This is a genomic window from Leisingera sp. ANG1 (assembly GCF_000203975.2).
Classification (GTDB): Bacteria; Pseudomonadota; Alphaproteobacteria; order Rhodobacterales; family Rhodobacteraceae; genus Leisingera.
Genome location: NZ_AFCF02000007.1, coordinates 1 through 20429, shown reverse-complemented (window position 1 = coordinate 20429; position 20429 = coordinate 1). Strand labels below are relative to the sequence as shown.

Sequence of the window (20429 nt, the reverse complement as noted above, 5' to 3'; positions counted from 1 at the left end):
GATATGACGCTTCCCGTAATTGCCATCATTCTATCTGCTGCCCTGCTGCATGCGCTGTGGAATGCTATCGTAAAGACGGCCGCCGACCGCACTACCACCCTTGGTCTCGTGGCGTTCGGCCAGGTGATTCCAAGTGCAGTGATGATTGCAGTTCTGCCGCTGCCTTCGGCAGAGAGTTTTCCTTATATTCTGGCGTCGACCGTCGTGCATTTCGGCTACTACTACATGCTGGGCCGCGCCTATCAGCACGGTGACCTCAGCGTGGTGTACCCGATTGCCCGGGGTATCGTGCCAGCCCTTGTGGGCCTATGGGCGATGGCCTTCGCGGGGGAAATGCTGCCGTTGCAGGCCTGGGCAGGAATTGCAGTGATTGCCTTCGGTATCCAGCTCAGCAGTTGGAAGGCACTGCGTTCGGGGGTTGGGCGTGCGGCTTTTGGCTTTGCGGCGGGCACTGGCTTTTGCATTTCGATCTATTCTGTCGTCGACGGGTTGGGCGTGCGCCTTTCAGGCAATACGCTCAGCTATTGGGCCTGGGGTGCTTTCCTGCACATCTTTATTGCCGGTTTTGTCGCATTCCGCAGGCGGCGCAGCCTTGCTGCGCTGCCAGGGAAAGTCTGGGTTTTGGGCATTGCGGGCGGGCTGGTGTCGATGACGGCCTACGGGCTGGTGCTTTACGCCAAGAACTTTGCACCGCTGGGGGCGGTATCCGCACTGCGGGAAACTTCGGTGATTTTTGCGGCTTTGATCGGCTTTGTGTTTCTCAAGGAAGGCTACTGGATGCGGCGGCTGGGCGCGGCGGTGCTGATGGCAGCTGGTGTAGGGCTGATCGGAGCAGCTGTATAAAAGAGAGGCAGAAGGGCCGTCAGCAGTTGTGTTCAGGCACTGGCACGAGGCTCTTGCTGAGCTGGCCGCTCCGTCAGAAACGCCGCCAGTGTTTGCAGCAGCACGGCCTTTTTCACGGGTTTGGCCAGAAATTTGTCCATCCCCGCATCCAGGCAAGCTTGCTGATCGCTTGCAAACGCGTTGGCTGTCAGGGCCACGATGGCAGGCTGAGGGATGGCTAAGCTGCGGATTTCCCGGGTTGCGCCGATTCCGTCCAGCACCGGCATGGACATGTCCATCAGGATGATATCCGGTTGCAGCTGTTTGCACAGGTCCACCGCTGTGCGGCCGTTCGCGGCTTCGGCCAGCTCCACCGGCTGGCCGCGCAGGTATTTGCGGATTAGCAGCCTGTTAGTCTGATTGTCTTCGGCCAAGAGTACCTTGCAGGGGGCAAGCTGCGGGGCGCTTTCCAGGGGGAAAGCGTCCGTTTGGCCTGATGCTTCGCCTGACGGGGCCAATTGCAGCTCCAGGCGGAAGCAAGAACCCTGGCCAAGTTCAGACAATACTGAGATGCCGCCGCCCATCCGCTTTGCAAGCATACTGGAAATGGTCAAACCCAGTCCGGTGCCGCCAAATGCCTTAGTTGTTGCCGCATCAGCTTGAGTGAACCGGTCAAAGATGTGGCGCGCCTGGTTCTCGGAGATCCCGATGCCGCTGTCCTCCACTTCAATAACCAGACGGTACAGATCACCTGGCGCGTGTGAGATCCGGACGGCGATTTTGCCCTCTGCAGTGAATTTCACGGCGTTGCCAATCAGGTTGACCAGGATCTGGCGCATCCGCCCGTCATCCCCGTGCATTCGTTCCGGCAACCCGTCTGCGTAGCTGATTTCCAGCGGCAGGCCTTTTTCCTGCGCTTTCGGACGGAACAGATTTGCAGCACTGCTGACGCAATCGCGCAGATTGAAGTCTTCACTGGTGATAGAAAATTTGCCCGCTTCCAGCCGCGACAGGTCGAGGATGTCGTTGATGATCTTCAGCAGCGCCTGGGCCGAGCTGCGGATGGTCTCCACGTTTTGCTGTTCGTCTGGCGGCAGTTCCGCCTCTGCCAGGAGGTCAGCCATACCAATGATGCCATTCATCGGTGTGCGGATCTCATGGCTCATGTTGGCCAGAAACTCAGATTTGGCGCGGTCGGCTTGTTCCGCGGCTAGTTTGGCTTCGGCCAGCTCGCGTTCACGTTGTTTGCTGCCTGTGATGTCCCGTTCGATACCAATGATCAGATCCACGGATCCGTCCGCGTTCGTGACCGGCACGATGTTGGTGTCAAACCAGACCTCGTCACCAGCCTTCGTGTAATTGAGAACCTCGTTGTGGTAGCGGATGCCAAGGTCCTTGTGCCGGTTCATTTCCTGAATCACCTTGGCGTCGGTGTTCGGTCCGTCCAGAAGTTCCGAAGGCGTGCGGCCGATAGCGTCATCGGCCAAATAGCCGGTTGCCCGCGTAAATGCATCGTTAACCCAGAGAATCCGCCTTTCTGCGTCTGTAAGGATAATGCTGTCGGACGCGTGTTTGGCCACCAGCGACAGGCGGTGCAGTTCCGCCTGCTGTTTTTGCAGTTCAGCATGCGCCTGTTCCAAGGCCTGTTTGCCTTGTTTCAGCTCGCTGTTCCTTTCGGACAGGGTCTGGTTGGCGCAGATCAGTTCCTCGCGCAGGCGGACATCCTCGGACACATTCCAATTTACACCGATCATCCAGTTCCGGCCGCGCGCGTCGGTGAACGGGCTGGCCAGTGCCCGGATGTGCTTGAGCGTGCCGTTGTCCAGGACGATTCGGAAATCAGACGCAAAGCTCGTGTTATTCTGTTCAGCCGTTTCGAGGGCGTCGAGAACCCTGCCGCGGTCGTCAGGATGCAGTTTTTCGGCCCAGGCCGCCGCGCTCGGCGGGCCCTGTTCTTCGGGCACATCGTACAGCTCATGCATCCGGCTGTCCCAGCTGGCCTGGCGGGTCGTGCCGTCGTACTCCCAGATCCCGACCTTGGATGTTTTGACCGCAATTTCCAACCGCCGTGAGACGGCCTCCAGTTCAGCCTCTCTGTAGCGCAGTTTGCCGATCACAGCTTGCCGTGCTGCGGACAGCCTGCCGGCCAGAAAGGTTGGGAACACGATCAGAGTGCCGGCCGCCAGCAGGGCAAGCCGCAGCTGCCACAGGTTGTCAGGGTTTTCTTGCCACCCGCCTCGCGGACGGGCCGCCAGCTGCCAGGAACCAGCGGGGAGGCTGATGTCCATAACCACCGGGTGGTCTGAAAGAATGCCAGTTGAACCAAAGAATTGCCGGCCAGCCGCCCCGGTGCCGTCGCGCCCGGTCAACGCAATGTCCAAGCCGCCGCCGCTGTTTAACTCCGTTGCTGCATAAAGAGTCTCTGTTTCAACGACTGCTGACAGGATACCCCAGAATGTCCGCTTCGTCCCGGTGCCGGTGAAAATCGGCAGGCGGTAGATGAATCCGGTGCCGCCCTGAACAAGGTCAACCGGTCCTGCCAGCACCATCTCGCCGCTGTCACGCACCCGGTGTGCGGCGGCGCGCTGGGCATCGTTCCTGTTGTAGTCTAATCCAAGGGCCGCTTCGTTGCCCCGCATTGGATGAACCAGAGAAACCACTAGCCCTGGAGCCGCCGCGATATGCCGGATGGCGGTCTTTCCCTCCAGAACCTGAGCAGCAATCCGGCTGAACCGCTCCTGTCCCATGTCCGGTTCGGTGGCCAGCATGGCCGATAGGCCGCGCAGCCGCTGGTAGTCGCCGTTCAGCTGCCCTTCGAGGCGGGACTTGACCATCCCTGCCGCCTGCTGGGTATCAGCGCGCTGGGACTGGTAATGGATCGTGGCGTTCTGTCTTTCGGCATAAAGCCCCGCAGCGCAGACCACGGCCAAAGCAAGCAGCGCAGGCAGGTAAGTCCTGTTGCTAAGGGCGCGCAGCCAGCTTGCGGGGAAGTTTGACACGGCCATCCAGCCACCTTTGCTTTTTCAGAAACACTGTTGGCAATTGCGGCCTTTGATTGAGCCAAGTGTTCGGTTCTGTCCCATTTTCCTTTTAAAGTCTGAAAATCCGGTTTTCACAACATCATTGCGGCTGGCGGCCGCGCAGGTGTGGCACATGCGGCAGCCGAATTGCATCGGCCGCCCGGCAGGATCAGAAATCCTGCCATTTCGCCAAGGCGGCTGATCCGTCCGAGACCGGCATGGCAGCCGGCGCCTGCGGCACTTCATCCCAGCCGGTTCCATGCGCCGTGGGAAGTTCTGGCTCTGGGGCCTGACGGGGTGCGGGCATGTCCAGCCCGACGTTGAATTGCGCCACCAGTCCGGCCAGATTTGAGGCATCGCCGTTCAGCAGCTGGCCCGCCGCTGTCATCTGCTCGACCATGGCGGCGTTTTGCTGGGTGACCTGATCCAGCTGCATCACCCCGGTATTGATCTCGCCAATGCCGGTGGACTGTTCGGCCGCACCTTCGGCAATGTCCGACACCAGCCCCGAAATATGCGACACCTGCGACACGATGCTGTGCAGTGCTTCGCCTGCTTTTCCAACAAGGTCCACGCCCTTTTCGACCTGCTCGCCTGAATTGGAGATCAGCGCCTTGATTTCCATCGCCGCATCCGAGGAGCGCTGCGCCAGCGCCCTCACTTCGGAGGCGACGACGGCAAATCCGCGCCCCGCGTCACCTGCGCGGGCGGCCTCGACACCCGCATTCAAGGCCAGGAGGTTGGTCTGGAAGGCAATGTCGTCAATCACCCCGATGATCTGCGAAATATGGCGCGCGGATTCCTCAATGCCGTTCATAGCGGATACCGCGTTCTGTACGACTTCGCCGCTGGTTTTCGCTTCGTCCCGGGCCTCGTTCATTGCGGCTTCCACTTCGCGCGCGCCATTGGCGGCTGCCTTGACGCTGGCGGTCATCTGATCGAGAGCTGCGGCTGTCTGTTCCAAAGTTGCAGCCTGGCTTTCGGTGCGCTGCGACAGGTCGTCGGATGCCTGGCTGATTTCCGAGGTGCCGTTGCGGATGCTGGTGGTGGCCTCCACCACCTCGCGGACGGTTGCATTCAGGGTGTTGACCGTCTGGTTGAAGTCCAGCCGCAGGCCTTTGTAGGCCTCGGGGAAAGGGGTGTCGATCGTGGTTGAAAAATTGCCCTGGGCCAGATGGGTCAGGCCAGTGCGCAATTCGTTCACCACAAGGTCCTGCTCGCGCTGCGCTTCCGCCCGTTCCTCTTCGGCAAGCTGGGCATTTTGCAGATCGGATTTGAAGCCTTCCAGAATACCGGCGATATTGCCAAATTCGTCGCCGGTTCCCAGCCCGGCAACAGGATGATCATAGTCCTTGGCAGCAATGTGTTCGACGCTGTCCGACAGGCCGGATACCTTGCGTGCAATGCCGCGGGCCGCAATCCAAGAGAGCAGCGCCACTGCGAGGGCAACGCCAACGGCCTGCAGCATGGAGGCATTGACCAGGCTTTTCTCGGCGGCTAGGGCCTCAGCGCTGTCGACTTCCAGCACAATTCCCCAGGTGCGGTCGTCCAGCCCGACGCTGGCAGCCATTGCCTCAACCGCCTGGCCGGCAAGCCCGGGGGTTCCGGAGAAGCTGCTTTCCCCGCCGCTGAGCGCTGCGGTGATCTGCTGCAGCTCGGGCAGCTTTGTCAGGACTTGATGGCCGTCTTCACGGTCCGACGCGGTAAGGGCGATGCCGTCGCCGCGCACTAGGTAAGCCTGCCCGGTTTCTCCGAGCAGCGCTGAATGGGACAGGATGCCGGAGATACCGTTTACCGGCACCCGCAGAACCAGCGCCCCCATGATCGCGCCTTTCTTGAAGACGGGCGAAGAGATAAACATTGCCGCCGCCCCGCCATCCGGCTCATAGGCAGCCATTTCTGACAGGAAGACATTGCCTTGTTCCATTTCCAGGGCGGTGCGGAAGGCCTGGCCCAGTCCGCTGTCCTTATACGGTCCGTCCAGATAGTTCAGCGCGAAGTCTTCATTCTTGTGGACCGAGTAGACCATGTTGCCCTGCACATCCAAAAGATAGGCATCCAGAAAACCCTGCTCTTCAAGGAAGGTCACAAAACCGGCGTGGTTCATCTTATGGCGGATGGACCATGCGGATTTGTCTTTGGCGTCCAGCAGTTTGTAGCGTTCGCCTGCCGGGTTTGGGTTACCATCGGCATAGGATGCGCGCAGATAGCTGCTGGGATCGTCGCCAAGCGAGTAGAAACCGTTGGAGAAGTCGCGCAAAGCGGTTTCAACTGCCTTGCTGGCGACCAGCGTCCGGGTCTGGGACCGCAACCCCGCAACCCAATTCTCCAGCGCTTCCTTGCGCTCTTCCAGAAGCGTGGCATAGGCCGCCTCGCGGTTGGATTTCAGCGCCTGCCCGGCCTCCCAGGCAAAGAAAAAGCCTGAAGCAAGCGTCAGAAAGATTGTCGGCGCGGCAATTGAAAGCGGCAGCTTGCGGCCCAGCCGCATGTTGTTCCAGAATTTAAACAGTCGAGTCATTACGGCGAAGTTCCCATCAACATTTCAGTCTGCCGGACTGCCTGAAAGCGGCCATTGGCGGTGCCAGCAGTGAGGTGCTGGGCAGGAGAACACTCCGAGGGATTCATTTCAGGGCCGTTAAAATGCGCGCTGCCTCCTGTTTTGGGGGCGAAAAGGCAGTGTGGAGCCACAATTTTTTTGACTCACTTTTACCGGAATGCTGTCCGGGCGGAGCGAATCATGTGCAGCTGGTCAGGGAAATGATGCCCGGAGGGCTTTGGGTCAGCAGTTGAACGTTGCTGCAGGTCATTCCGCTCCCTCTCCGCAGGTCCGAAAATAAAGAGTCATGATGCCCGGCGGGTTTACCATTCATTACCGGGATACGTGTACTAAAGACCGCAGCTGCGCTGCCTTTTCCTGAATTGTTTTGCCCGTTTGGGAGCGTCGGCCCCTGGCCAAGAAACGAGATTGAAACATGCCTATACCTGATTGGCTCTCCGGCCTTCTTGCGACTTTGAAAGGCACTGGGGGCCACGATAAGCTTGCCGGTTCTACCGGTGATGACATCATCGAAGCGGGCCTGGGCAACGACACTGTTGCGGGTGAGGAAGGCAGCGACGTCATTGATGGTGGTGAAGGCGACGACGTTATCTATGGCGACATGGGGGACGGTTTCGACCAGGGTGCGGATGCCAGCCCGCTCGAACTGAAGATCAACAACATCCAGACTATATCGCATGACGGCTGGACGGGGTCTGCAGGTGATTATGCTGTCTTCAGCGATGTCGCAACGCTGGAGGATGGCACCAAGGTCTGGGGCAAGCTGGTCCTGGTTGAGAAATCGAACGCGAATATGTCGGTGCAGTTCGGCTACACCGACGGCGCCGAAATCTTGTTGGAAGGCGATCAGGCAGGCGATCAGGCGACGTTCCGGCTGGAATTCTTCGATCCGGCAACGGGTGAGCCGGTTTACCTGAATTCCACAGCCACTTTCAACGATATCGACGACAACAGCGGCTACGGTGATGCCGAGGCGGTCATCATCGATGGCAACAGCTTCACCTCTTTTGGGGTCTCATCGGAGTCCAACCTCAATGTTTCGACTGACGGTAGTTTAATAACGGCCGCCGGGACGCAGCTGAACGCATATACGGATCAGAGTGCCTGGTTTTCTGCCGGGTTCGAGGATCAGTCGTCAATTGAGTTCACTCTTCAAACCCGTGACGGTCTGGCGGGTTTCACCCTGTCCGGGGACGTCATCGACGATGCCGTTGTCACTCCTATCGAGCAGGGTGCCGACACCGTGCTGGGCGGCGCCGGCAATGACATCGTTTTTGGGCAAGGCGGCAATGACTCGCTGCTGGGGGAGGAGGGTGACGACAGCCTGGACGGCGGTGACGGCGACGATGTTCTGGAAGGCGGAGAGGGGGCGGATACGCTGATCGGCGGGGCCGGGGGCGATACGCTGTCCGGCGGCGACGGCAACGACTATATCGAAGGCGGCGAAGGCAATGACTTCCTGAGCACCGGGCTGGGCAATGACACCCTGATCGGTGGCGAAGGCGACGATACCCTGCAGAACTCGGCTGGCGATGACAGCCTTGTTGGCGGCACCGGCAACGACAGCATTGTTGCAACCGATGGCAACGACACGCTGGAAGGCGGCGATGGCAACGACACGTTGTACGGCGGCAATGATAACGATGTGATGGCAGGCGGCGCCGATGCGGACCTGATGTACGGCGAGGCCGGCAGCGACAGTATGGACGGTGGCGACGGCGACGATGTGATGGACGGCGGGTCAGGAGCGGATACCCTGATCGGCGGCCTTGGCGCCGACACGATCTCCGGCGGCGACGGTGACGACTATATCGAGGGCGGCGACGGCGATGACAGCCTCACCACTGGCTTGGGCAACGACACGCTGATTGGCGGTGCAGGCAACGATACGCTCAGAAACTCGGCCGGGGATGACAGCCTTGTTGGCGGCACCGGCGACGACAGTATCGTAGCGACTGACGGCAACGACACGCTGGAAGGCGGCGACGGCGCCGATACCATGTACGGCGGTAACGATGACGACCTGCTGATTGGCGGCAGCGGCGCCGACGTGATGCATGGCGAGGCCGATGCCGATACTTTTGAGATGTCGGACGGGTTCGGCAATGACACCCTGACCGGCGGCGAGGCCGGGAACGACTATGATACCGTCGACGTTTCAGGCGTCACGACAGGCGTCACGGTCACCTATACCGGGGACGAAGCCGGCACCATTACCGACGGCACCGACACGATCACCTTCTCCGAGGTCGAGGCGCTCAACCTGACGGATCAGGCGGATGTCGTGGACGCTTCTGCCGACAGCGCCGGCACCGTGATTGACGCAGGTGCCGGTGACGACACAGTGACATTCGGTGCCGGTGATGACTCGATCATCAGCGGCACCGGCTATGACGAACTGATCCTGAGCGGCGGCGGCGGCACCGATACGATCACCGATTTCAGCATCGCCGATGACGACAGCGACGGCTTCTACAATGACCAACTGGACGTCTCGGACCTGACAGGCGGCACCGGGCCTGCCGGTGCGGTGCGCGCCTGGGATATTTCTGTCAGCGATGACGGATTCGGCAATGCCCTGCTCACCTTCCCGAGCGGTGAAAAGCTGGTCCTTCAGGGGGTCACTCCGGCGCAGATGTCCACTGCGCCGCAGATGTATTCCGCCGGCATCCCTTGTTTTACACCGGAAGTCATGTTGGCCACCCGGCGCGGGGCGGTGCCGGCCGGGCAGATCCGCGTGGGGGATTTATTGCAGACCGCTGACAATGGCTATCAGCCGGTGATCTGGACCGGCAGCCGTACTCTGAGCCCTGAAGATCTGGCCCGGCGTCCGCAACTGCGCCCTTACAGAGTACACCCGGGCGGCTTACTGTCCCCGGAACGGCCGATGCTGCTGTCGCCGCAGCACCGTCTGCTGGTTGGGCGCAAGGCCTTTGCGGGGGACCGCCAGTTCGAAGAGAGCTTCATGACGGCCAAACTGCTGGCGGAGATCGACCCGAACTGCACCCAACTGAGCGAAATGAACGGCCCGGTCACCTATGTCCATCTCATGACAGAGCAGCACGAAGTAATTTTCGCTGAAGGCGCTGCAACCGAGACCTTCTGGCCCGGCCCCGAAGCTGTTCGCGGACTGACCGATGACGGCAGGCAGGAGCTGTTTGACCTGTTTCCCGAATTGACGGCCGCAAATTACCTGTCCGGCAAACCGGGCAGGGCTCAGGTGCGCGCAGCCTATGGAGGGCTCGCCCGCTACGCCATCAAACGGCGCGATTTGCAGAACCTCGTTTTGGGCTGAGCTTCTTTGCCCGCAGGCAGCCCCTGCCTTGTGGTGGCGTCCTGCACTTCTGGCCAAACGGCATCAGAACTGAGTTCCGCAACTTCAACGCTGCTCCTTCACCTCGGCCGCGCCCAGCCTTTCCCAGACCTGCTGCAATATCCGGCGGGGTATTGCAGTCTGGAGAATTTGGTTGGATATGTTGCGGGTCATTTGAATTGGATTTTCGGAATTGCGCCCGGTCCCCCGGCAGGGGGAGTTATTGCAACGGAGTGTTCGCCGGGCAGGCGCGGTATGCGCCGGATATTCTAATCCGCAGCATTTTTGCCGTTTCCGGCAGCATTTATTGGAGTTGTTCGTTGGATCATTCAGTCGGCCCTTCCACATATTCACATCCGTCTGCCGAACTGGCCAGGGAAAAGCTGCATAGCCTGGAACTGGCGATGCAGCGGGCACACGAAGGCTTGATCCGCTGGCAGGCAGAGAACTTTGAACAGCTGAGCAGCGCGACGCTGTCGGGGGCTGAAATCACCCTTTTGCTGCTGATTGGTGATGGCGGCCGGGCCAAGTCAATCAAGGAAATGGCCCGGATCACCAATCGCGTGGATATTCCCAACATCCAGTATTCCTTGCGCAAGCTGGCCTCTGCCGGGCTTACGCAAAAGAAAGGGGCCGGCCGTTCCGGTGTGTCCTACAGCCTTACGGAAGAGGGCTGCCGGACAGTCGCAGAGATGCGGATGGCCCGGGATGAAAGGCTGGGGCGGGCGCTTGCGGACCGCCCGGGGATCGCGGTGCAGTTGGAAAATGCCCTGGCAGTTCTGGAGGAACTGACAGGGCTGTACGGATCCGCGCCGGGAGCTGCAGGATCCGGCAGTCAGGACTGAGCCGGCAACTGTTCCATTGTACAGACCGGCGGCAGCGGCTTAAGGTTCCAACATGATCGAGCTCAAGGACCTTATGCTGCTGACGGCGCTGGCGCGGCACAAGCATTTCGCCAAGGCAGCCGCTGATTGCGGCATGTCGCAGCCGGCCTTTTCGATGCGGATCAGAAACTTGGAAGAGCGGCTGGGTCTTTCCATTGTGCGCCGGGCCAACCGTTTTCAGGGGCTGACGGAGGAAGGCATGATGATCGTGCGCCGGGCGCGGTCGATCCTGGATGATGCCAAGGCGCTGGAACAGGAGATCGCTGCTACCCGCGGCGAGGTGAGCGGCACACTGGTTCTGGGAGTGGTGCCGACCGCCACTGCCTGGGCGGCGCAGCTGGTGGATCAGGTGCATCAGGCCTATCCGCGGATTCTGGCACAGGTGGAGGTCACCACCTCGCTGGCTATTCAGCAGCGTCTGTATGATGGTACAATTGACGCCGGAATTACCTATGCTGATGGTATTGGGCGCGAACTGGTGACGGTTCAGCCTCTGTACGAGGAAAGTTATGTGCTGCTGGCGCCGGAAGACATGGTGGCGGAGCGTGGCGATACGATCAGTTGGGCTGAGGCCGCGGAACTGCCGCTGAGCCTTTTGGACCAGCAGATGCAGAACCGGCGGATTCTGGACCGGATCTTTGCCGATCTGGGGCTGAAGCCGGAGATCGTGTCCGAATCCAACGGCTTCATGGCGTCGATGGTGCTGGCGCGGGAAGGTTCGGCTGCGACCATCCTGCCGCGGGCGCTGATGCAGGCGCTGGGCGAGCTTGGTGGCACCCGGGTTCTGGCGCTGGTGGAGCCGGAGCAGGCGCGCCCGATTTGCATTGCGACTCTGGACCGGACCCCGGAACTCACAACTGTGCGCGCTTTGAAAGAGGTAGTTGCGACGTTTGTAGACGATAGGATGCCGCAAATGGCGTCATAAGATTTTCTGATCGTGCAATCCAATTTCCAGATTTGACGATATTCATTCTTGATGGCATTGGCTGAATGAAAGACGTGCTGACTGGAGGATCCCATGGCACCATTGGATGATAGCAAGGGCGTATGGAAGTCCGGCAAAGGCAAGGGCCGCAAAACGCCCAAAGGCCGCCAGGTTGACGACATCGCGCTGAGCGAGGTTCAGGAACTGCTGGGGGACCGCCCGCGCAACCGTGACCTCCTGATTGAGTTCCTGCACCTGATTCAGGACAAATACGGCTGCCTCAGCGCCGCGCATATCCGGGCGCTGGCCGAGGAGATGCGCACCGGCCAGGCGGAGATCTATGAGGTTGCGACCTTCTACGCCCATTTCGACGTGGTGAAGGAAGGCGAGACCCCACCGCCCGCTCTGACCATCCGGGTCTGCGATTCGCTGTCCTGCGAACTGGCAGGCGCCCAGCAACTTCAAAAAGCTCTGCAAGACGGTCTGGACGCCTCCCAGGTCCGCGTGCTGCGCGCACCCTGCATGGGCCGCTGCGATACAGCGCCGGTACTGGAAATCGGCCACAACCACATCGACCACGCCACCGTCGAGAAGGTGGAAGCGGCAATTGCGGCAGATGACACCCACGCCCATATCCCCGAGTATGAAACCTTCGCCGCCTATGAAGCCGAAGGCGGCTATGCCACGCTGAAAGACCTGCGCGCCAATGGCGACTGGGAGGCGGTTCAGGCCAAGGTCAAAGAAGCGGGCCTGCGCGGACTTGGCGGCGCTGGCTTCCCGTCCGGCACCAAATGGGGCTTTGTCCGTGCCAACGAAGGCCCGCGTTACCTCGCCGTGAACGGTGACGAAGGCGAACCCGGCACCTTCAAGGACCGTTACTATCTAGAGCGCACCCCGCATGTCTTCCTGGAAGGCATGCTGATGGCCGCTTGGGCGGTCGAGGCCGAGAAAGCCTTCATCTACATGCGTGACGAATATCCGGCGGTGCTGGAGATCCTGCGCCGCGAGATCAAGGCGCTGGAAGAGGCCGGCATCGTCGAAGAAGGCTACATCGACCTGCGCCGCGGGGCAGGAGCCTATATCTGCGGTGAAGAAAGCGCGATGATCGAGTCGATCGAAGGCAAGCGCGGCGAGCCGCGCCACCGTCCGCCGTTTGTGGCGCAGGTGGGTGTCTTCGGGCGTCCAACCCTCGTCCACAACGTCGAAACCCTGTACTGGGTCTGCAAGATCAACCGCGAAGGCCCGGAATGCCTGAATTCGGTTGAGAAGAACGGCCGCAAGGGCCTGCGCAGCTACTCGGTCTCCGGCCGGGTGAAAAACCCGGGCGTGCATCTGCTGCCCTCCGGTTCCACCATCACCGACATCATCGAAGCCTGCGGCGGTATGCTGGACGGCCACGCCTTCAAGGCTTACCAGCCTGGCGGCCCGTCCTCTGGCCTGCTGCCTGCGTCGATGCATGACGTGCCGCTGGATTTCGACACGCTGCAGCCGCATGGCACCTTCATCGGTTCCGCCGCCGTGGTTGTCCTGTCCGACCAGGACTCGGCCCGCGACGCGGCGCTGAACATGCTGCGCTTCTTCGAAGACGAAAGCTGCGGCCAGTGCACCCCCTGCCGGGTGGGCTGCGAAAAAGCCGTCAAGCTGATGAGCGAGAAGAAGTGGGATCAGGGCCTCTTGGAAGAGCTGAGCACCGCGATGGTCGATGCCTCGATCTGCGGCCTGGGTCAGGCTGCGCCGAACCCGATCCGCCTGACCATGAAACATTTTCCGGATGAGGTCTGAGCCATGAGCGATAAAGTCACATTCACACTCGATGGCGAACAGGTTACGGCTGAGAAGGGCCTGACCATCTGGGAAGTCGCCAACGGCCGCGGGCTGAAGATCCCGCATCTGTGCCACAAGCCGCAGCCGGGCTACCGTCCGGACGGCAACTGTCGTGCCTGCATGGTCGAGATCGAAGGCGAGCGCACGCTGGCGGCCTCCTGTATCCGCGAACCCGCGGAAGGCATGGTTGTCACCACCAACAATGCGCGCGCCGAAAACGCCCGCAAGATGGTGATGGAACTGCTGGTGGCTGACCAGCCCAAGAAGGAAGAGGCGCATGACAAGTCCTCCCACATGTGGGACATGGCTGAGCTGAATGGCGTCACCGAGAGCCGTTTCCCCAAGCTGGAAGAAGGCCGCATTCCGCTGCTGGACGACAGCCACGTTGCCATGAAGGTGAATCTGGACGCCTGTATCTCCTGCGGTCTGTGCGTGCGCGCCTGCCGTGAAGTGCAGGTGAACGATGTGATCGGCATGGCCGGCCGGGGCCACGACGCTTATCCGACCTTCGATATTGCTGACCCGATGGGCCAATCGACTTGTGTGGCTTGCGGCGAATGTGTGCAGGCCTGCCCGACCGGCGCGCTGATGCCCGCCACCGTGCTGGATGAAAACCAGGTTGGCGACAGCAAGGACTACGATTCTGAGACCGAAAGTGTCTGCCCGTTCTGCGGCGTCGGCTGCAAGGTCTCGCTCAAGGTCAAGGATGGCAAGGTCAAGCATGTCGAGGGCATCAACGGCCCGGCAAACGAAGGCCGCCTGTGCGTCAAGGGCCGCTTCGGCTTTGACTACATCCACCATCCGCACCGCCTGACCAAGCCGCTGGTCCGCCGCGACGACGCGCCCGCCAAAGGCCTGAACGTCGATCCGGGCAACCTGTCGACCCATTTCCGCGAAGCAACCTGGGAAGAGGCGATGGATCTGGCTTCCAAGGGCCTGATCAAGCTGCGCGACGAAAACCCGAAATCGGTGGCTGGCTTCGGCTCGGCGAAATGCACTAATGAGGAGGCCTACCTCTTCCAGAAGTTCATCCGCCAGGGCTTCAAGCACAACAACGTCGACCACTGCACCCGTCTGTGCCACGCGTCCTCTGTTGCGGCGCTGATCGAAAACGTCGGCTCCGGTGCTGTGACCGCAACCTTCAACGAGATCGAAAACGCGGATGTGGCGATCGTGATCGGCTCCAACCCGATCGAGAACCACCCGGTGGCGGCGACCTACTTCAAGCAGTTCACCAAGCGCGGCGGCAAGCTCATTGTGATGGATCCGCGCGGCGTCGGCCTGCGCCGGTTTGCCACCGAAATGGTGCAGTTCCGCCCCGGCGCGGACGTGTCGATGCTGAACGCAATCATGAGCGTGATTGTCGAGGAAGGCCTGTACGACCAGGAATACATCGACAAATACACCGAGAACTGGGAAGCGGAAAAACAGCATCTTGCGCAATTCACGCCTGAGAAGATGTCGGAAATCTGCGGCGTCTCCCCTGAGCAGCTGCGCAGCGTTGCCCGCACATTTGCGGGCGGCAAGGCCGGCCTGATCTTCTGGGGCATGGGTGTGTCCCAGCACATTCACGGCACCGACAACTCGCGCTGCCTGATCTCGCTGGCGCTGATGACCGGCAATGTGGGCAAGCCGGGCGCCGGCCTGCACCCGCTGCGCGGCCAGAACAACGTGCAGGGCGCATCTGACGCGGGCCTCATTCCGATGTTCCTGCCGGATTACCAGACCGTGACCTCGGATGATGTCCGCAAGAGCTTCACCGATGTCTGGGGCGGCGGCGACTTCTCGAACGAGAAGGGCCTCACCGTGACAGAGATCGTCGATCAGGCCTATGCCGGCAACATCAAGGGCATGTACATCCAGGGTGAAAACCCGGCGATGTCCGACCCGGATGCCGATCACGCCCGCGATGCCTTTGCCAAGCTGGAGCTGATGATCGTTCAGGACATCTTCCTGACCGAGACGGCGAACTATGCCGACATCATCCTGCCGGCCTCGGCGCTCTATGAGAAGAACGGTACCGTGTCGAACACCAACCGCCAGGTGCAGCGGGTGCGCCCCGCGGTGGCTCCTCCGGGTGAAGCGCGTGAGGATTGGCAGGTCACTGTCGAACTGGCGCAGCGCATCGGCCTGCCGTGGGACTACAAGGATGTCAGCGAAGTCTTTGCGGAGATGAAGCTGAACATGAAGTCGCTGAACAACATCACTTGGGAGCGTCTGGAAACCGAGACCATCACCTATCCGTCTCTGCATGAGACCGACCCCGGTCAGGCGATTGTGTTCGGTGACGGCTTCCCGCGCCCCGAGGGTCGCGCCCGCTTTACCCCTGCATCGGTGATCCCGCCGGATGAAGCGCCGGATGCGGAGTATCCGATGATCATGACCACCGGCCGTCAGCTGGAGCACTGGCACACCGGGTCAATGACCCGCCGGTCCAAAGTTCTGGATGCGGTGGAGCCGGAAGCGAACTGCTCGCTCAACCCGCGCACGCTCAAGCTGATGGGCATCGAGCCGGGCGAGATGATCCGCCTGTCGACCCGCCGTGGCTCGATCGAGATCATGGCACGTGCCGACAGGGCAATTGCCGAGGACATGGTGTTTGTACCCTTTGCCTATGTGGAGGCGGCGGCCAACATCCTGACCAACCCGGCGCTGGACCCCTACGGCAAGATCCCCGAGTTCAAGTTCTCGGCGGTGAAGGTCGAGAAGATCGAAGGGCAGATTGCAGCCGAATAGGCCGTCAGTTATGCCTGATGAAACAAGGCGGGCGCGGAACCAAGGGTTCCGCGCCCGTTTCATTTGGTGGCGCCGGGCGGGCGCCCGGCGCGTCAGCGTGCATCATTACCGGAGGCCGTAAGGGCGGCACGTGGAGAGGAGAAATTTCGCTTCGGGCATTGCCCGAAGCGACCCGCGCCGCGCCTTTCAGGCGCGGCGCCCGGTCCAACTGGCGGGCGGGCATTTGTGATGCCAGCCTGGCAGGCGGGAGTGCGCCTTTCAAAGAAAGTACAGCGGTCTGCCCCTATCGGTGCCGGGCCAGGAACCGGTCAAGTTCCCGCTGTTCAGGGCGGGTGCCGGTGAACACCTTGATCCAGCCGGGCATCAGCGAAATCCGGTATTCCGTGCTTTCGTGCACCTGCATAGAGATATAGCCGATCTGGGTGTAGATCATCGCCCGCGCGCGGATCAGCGCGTCCGCCTCCGGATAGCCGAAGCGCAAGAACATATCTGTCATGGCCCGTTCGCGGCGGGCGTCGGCAAGGTCCAGCCTTTCCTGCAGGCGGCTGTCATTTCGTGCCCAGTTGCGGATGGCCAGATCCAGCCTGGAATCAAACAGCTCCGGGTCGATCCAGCAGTCGAACAGGTTGAACATCGCCTCGGCGATGCTCTCGGCATAGGCTTCGGTGCGGGCCACCAGATTGCCTGTGTTCCTTTCCTCCCAGCGCTGCACCATCGCTTCCAGCAGTTCCTCGCGGTCCTTGAAGTGCCAGTAGAAACTGGTGCGCGATACGCCAAGCCGCTTGGCCAGCGGCATCACCTTCACCGCTTCCACACCGCTTTCCGTCAGAACTTCATAGGCGGCTGCCAGCCAGTCTTCTTCGCTCAGCCGCGGGCGGGAAATGTCCTGTGTGTCCATGCGCCAGCCATAGCAGCGGGCCGGGGCAGGCGCAACTTTTCTTGACAGGTGTGAAAGTTTTATCGACATATGTGTCAAGATGGACGAAAAAACCGCCGCCAAGCCAAGACATCATGCCAGGAGACGCCCATGTCCAAGGATCCGCTGCTGCAGCCCTATCAGCTGAAGCATCTGACGCTTCGCAACCGGATCATGACCACCAGCCACGAGCCCGCCTATCCGGAGGACGGCATGCCCAAGGAACGTTATGCCGCCTATCACGCGGAGCGGGCCAAGGCGGGCGTGGCGCTGACCATGACCGCAGGATCGGCCGCGGTCAGCCGCGACAGCCCGCCGGTGTTCAACAATATCCTCGCCTACAAGGATGAGGTGGTTCCCTGGATCCGCAACCTCACGGATCAATTGCACGAACACGGCGCGGCGGTTATGATCCAGCTTACCCACCTAGGCCGCCGCACCGGCTGGAACAAGGGCGACTGGCTGCCGTCCGTCAGCTCCTCGCGCCACCGGGAGCCAGCGCACCGGTCTTTCCCGAAACTGGCTGAGGACTGGGACATCACCCGCATCATCTCCGACTTCGCCGACGCAGCGGAGCGGATGAAGGAGGGTGGCATGGACGGGATCGAACTGCAGGTCTATGGTCATTTGCTGGATCAATTCTGGTCGCCGCTGACCAATGACCTGGACGGGCCTTACGGCGGGCAGACGCTGGACAGCCGGATGAAGTTTCCGATGGACGTGCTGCAGGCAGTGCGGGACCGGGTGGGGGCTGAGTTCATCGTCGGCCTTCGCTACACCGCGGACGAGGCGGAAATGGGCGGGATCACCCCGGAGGAGGGGCTGGAAATCTCTAAGCGTCTTGCCGCCAGCGGCATGGTGGACTTCCTCAACGTGATCCGTGGGCGCATCCATACCGACCCGGCGATGACGGATGTGATCCCGGTGCAGGGCATGAAGTCGGCGCCGCACCTTGATTTTGCCGGAGAGGTGAAGAAGGCAACAGGCATGCCGACCTTTCACGCCGCACGCATCCCCGATGTGGCAACGGCTCGCCATGCGGTTGCCAGCGGTCTGCTGGATATGGTGGGCATGACCCGCGCCCATATGGCCGACCCGCATATCGTGAAGAAGATCATGGAAGGGCGGGAAGACGATATCCGCCCCTGCGTCGGCGCCACCTATTGCCTGGACCGGATCTATCAGGCGGGGGAGGCGCTGTGCATCCACAATGCGGCCACCGGGCGCGAACTCACGATGCCGCACCAGATCACCCCGGCTGAGACCCGCAAGAAAGTGGTGATTGTGGGTGCCGGGCCGGGCGGCCTGGAAGCCGCGCGTGTGGCGGCCGAACGCGGCCATGACGTCACCGTATTCGAAGCCGCGGCAGAGCCGGGCGGCCAGGTCCGGCTGACCGTGCAGAACCCGCGCCGGGCGGAGATGATCGGCATAATCGACTGGCGCATGGCGCAATGCGCAGCCCGGGGCGTGGCGTTCCGCTTCAACACTTGGGCCGAAGCAGAGGATGTGCAGGCGCTGGATCCGGATGTTGTGATCGTGGCGACCGGCGGAATGCCCTGCATGATGCTGCATGAAACCGGCGGCGATCTGCCCCATGCGGTGTCCAGCTGGGACGTCATCTCCGGCGATGTGAAGCCTGCCGGGCACGTGCTGATCTATGACGAAAGCGGCGACCATCCGGGCCTGATGGCAGCTGAATCTGCGGCAAATGCGGGCGCCAAAGTGGAGGTGATGACCCCCGACCGGACCTTTGCCCCTGACATCATGGGCATGAACCTGGTGCCATACATGCGGGCGCTGCAGGACAAGGATGTGACCTTCACAGTTGCCCGCCGCCTGCAGGGGCTGGCGCGCAGCGGCAACAGGCTGACGGCGTCCATCGGCACGGACTACAGCGGCCATACCTATCAGGCGGAGTATGATCAGGTGGTCTTGAACTATGGCACGCTTCCGCTCGATGATCTCTACTTTGCGCTCAAGGACGCATCGGCCAACCGGGGCGAGGTGGACCAAAGTGCCCTGATCAGCGGCCTCCCCCAATCAATTCGCACTAATTCTGCAGGCCGGCTCCAGCTGTTCCGCATCGGCGATGCAGTTTCTGCACGCAACACTCACGCGGCGATCTATGATGCGCTGCGGCTGATGAAGGAGATCTGATATGCGTCTGGGAGTCCTGGGGTGTGGCACCATCGCCTCCGCTGTGGTTCGGGGGCTGGCGGGCAAGGGCCACCAGATCACCGTCTCGGAACGCAGCGCAAGCCACTCTTTGGCGCTTGCCGAGGCCTTTGAGGATGTGGCCGTGGGCGGAAATCAGGCCGTGATCGATGCAAGCGACGTGGTCTTCCTGGGCCTGATGGCGGAGATTGCGGAGGCCGTTCTGGGCGGCCTGACCTTCCGGGCGGATCAGCAAGTGGTCTCGTTCATGGCGGGCGCGGAGCTGGAGCAGGTTGCGGACTGGGCTGCACCGGCAACGGCGGCAGCGGTCATGATGCCGTTTCCCGGCATCGCACAGGGCGGCTCTCCAATCATGGCCCTCGGGGATACCGCCCTGCTTGGCCGGATTTTCGAGCCGGACAACCGGGTCTTTGCGCTTCAAGACGGAGCGGAGCTGAAGTCCTATCTGGCGGCCCAGGCAGTGCTCTCGCCGGCTGCGCGCCTGGTGGGGGATGCTGCGGACTGGCTTGGGCAGCGGGTATCGGACCCCGCGCAAGGGGAGGCTTTTTTGCGGATGCTGGTGTCCACCAGCCTGCAGGCGTCAGGATGCGCGGATCTGATCGAAGCGCTGAATACGCCGGGCGGGTATAATCAGCGGCTGCGGTTGCACATGGAAGAAGCGGGCATGCGCACTTCTCTTGCGGAGGGGCTGGGTGAGCTCAAAAGCTAACCTCCCTGTTCGAAAGTTCTGAGTGCCCCGCAGTTGTGCGGCGCCGGTCTGAGCTTGATGCTTCGCCCGGGGCTTTGCCTCACTGTTCGGGTTGTTCTGACAGGAAGTAGGCTCCTGTGAGAATCCGTTGGGGGGATTCTGTTTGTTTTCATTGGTTCCTGGTTTTGGTTTTGTGGATATGTTTGTTGAGTCTGTGGGTAAGTGGTTTCTGGCGGGGTTTTGGTGTGATTTGGTTGGTCCTGGGTTTGAGCGGGCTTTGGGTTTTTGGTCAGTGTTGCTGACTTTGTTGTTGTGTAAGTTGTTGATATTGTTTGATTTGTGATTTTTCTTTTTGGAAAGTTCTGTTTTTTGCGTTTTTTGGGTTGCGGGTGTTCGGGGGTATCCGTAAAAGCCCCCTCACCGGCGGCGCTGAGGCGCAGCTGAGACACACCGGACGGGGCGGCGGCGACGCTGAGTTGGACGGGAGACGGACCGGAGAGACGGTTGGACGCTCAGGAGAGACTGGGTCATTTTGGAGATTTTGCAGGCGGGCGCGCTGAGGGATTGGC

11 protein-coding genes are annotated in these 20429 nt (G+C 61.2%); 8 read left to right on the top strand and 3 right to left on the bottom strand.

Annotated elements, in window-relative coordinates; translation table 11 throughout:
* Positions 1-3: 3 nt before the first annotated feature.
* A complete protein-coding gene (locus GC1_RS11900; RefSeq protein ID WP_019297396.1) occupies positions 4-843 on the top strand; it encodes a DMT family transporter in 840 nt (279 codons plus the stop codon).
* Between the two features lie 32 nt (positions 844-875).
* On the opposite strand, the gene GC1_RS11895 is transcribed toward GC1_RS11900, so the two are convergent.
* Positions 876-3827 carry an ATP-binding protein gene (locus GC1_RS11895; protein WP_019297397.1) on the bottom strand — a complete coding sequence of 984 codons (2952 nt, stop codon included), beginning with the start codon at positions 3825-3827 and terminating at the stop codon, positions 876-878.
* Positions 3828-4011: 184 nt separating this feature from the next.
* Positions 4012-6360, bottom strand: coding sequence for a methyl-accepting chemotaxis protein (locus GC1_RS11890; protein ID WP_082008962.1), 2349 nt, complete (start codon positions 6358-6360; stop codon positions 4012-4014).
* Between the two features lie 454 nt (positions 6361-6814).
* Here GC1_RS11890 and GC1_RS11885 point away from each other — a divergent pair, with 454 nt between their 5' ends.
* The 5 genes from GC1_RS11885 to fdhF all read left to right on the top strand — a co-directional run bounded on the left by GC1_RS11885 (position 6815) and on the right by fdhF (position 16081).
* Positions 6815-9694, top strand: coding sequence for a Hint domain-containing protein (locus tag GC1_RS11885; protein ID WP_019297399.1), 2880 nt, complete (start codon positions 6815-6817; stop codon positions 9692-9694).
* A gap of 152 nt (positions 9695-9846) precedes the next feature.
* Complete coding sequence (locus GC1_RS22850) at positions 9847-10557, top strand: winged helix DNA-binding protein (RefSeq protein WP_237754590.1); 711 nt, start codon at positions 9847-9849, stop codon at positions 10555-10557.
* Between the two features lie 52 nt (positions 10558-10609).
* Positions 10610-11521 carry a LysR family transcriptional regulator gene (locus tag GC1_RS11875; RefSeq protein ID WP_019297401.1) on the top strand — a complete coding sequence of 304 codons (912 nt, stop codon included), beginning with the start codon at positions 10610-10612 and terminating at the stop codon, positions 11519-11521.
* A 93-nt stretch (positions 11522-11614) separates the two neighbouring features.
* Positions 11615-13303: an NAD(P)H-dependent oxidoreductase subunit E gene (locus GC1_RS11870; protein WP_019297402.1), complete on the top strand. Its 1689-nt coding sequence runs from the start codon at positions 11615-11617 to the stop codon at positions 13301-13303.
* Between the two features lie 3 nt (positions 13304-13306).
* Positions 13307-16081: a formate dehydrogenase subunit alpha gene (gene fdhF, locus GC1_RS11865; RefSeq protein WP_019297403.1), complete on the top strand. Its 2775-nt coding sequence runs from the start codon at positions 13307-13309 to the stop codon at positions 16079-16081.
* 283 nt (positions 16082-16364) lie between these two features.
* Here the strand turns inward: fdhF and GC1_RS11860 are convergent, their stop codons facing one another.
* Positions 16365-16979 (bottom strand): TetR/AcrR family transcriptional regulator, encoded by a 615-nt coding sequence (locus GC1_RS11860; protein WP_019297404.1) that lies wholly within the window; start codon positions 16977-16979, stop codon positions 16365-16367.
* A 129-nt stretch (positions 16980-17108) separates the two neighbouring features.
* Between GC1_RS11860 and GC1_RS11855 the strand changes: the two genes are divergently transcribed.
* Together GC1_RS11855 and GC1_RS11850 are read left to right on the top strand one after the other, a co-directional pair.
* Positions 17109-19154 carry an NADH:flavin oxidoreductase gene (locus GC1_RS11855; RefSeq protein ID WP_019297405.1) on the top strand — a complete coding sequence of 682 codons (2046 nt, stop codon included), beginning with the start codon at positions 17109-17111 and terminating at the stop codon, positions 19152-19154.
* Position 19155: 1 nt separating this feature from the next.
* Positions 19156-19881, top strand: coding sequence for an NAD(P)-binding domain-containing protein (locus GC1_RS11850; protein WP_019297406.1), 726 nt, complete (start codon positions 19156-19158; stop codon positions 19879-19881).
* The last annotated feature ends 548 nt before the right edge of the window (positions 19882-20429 follow it).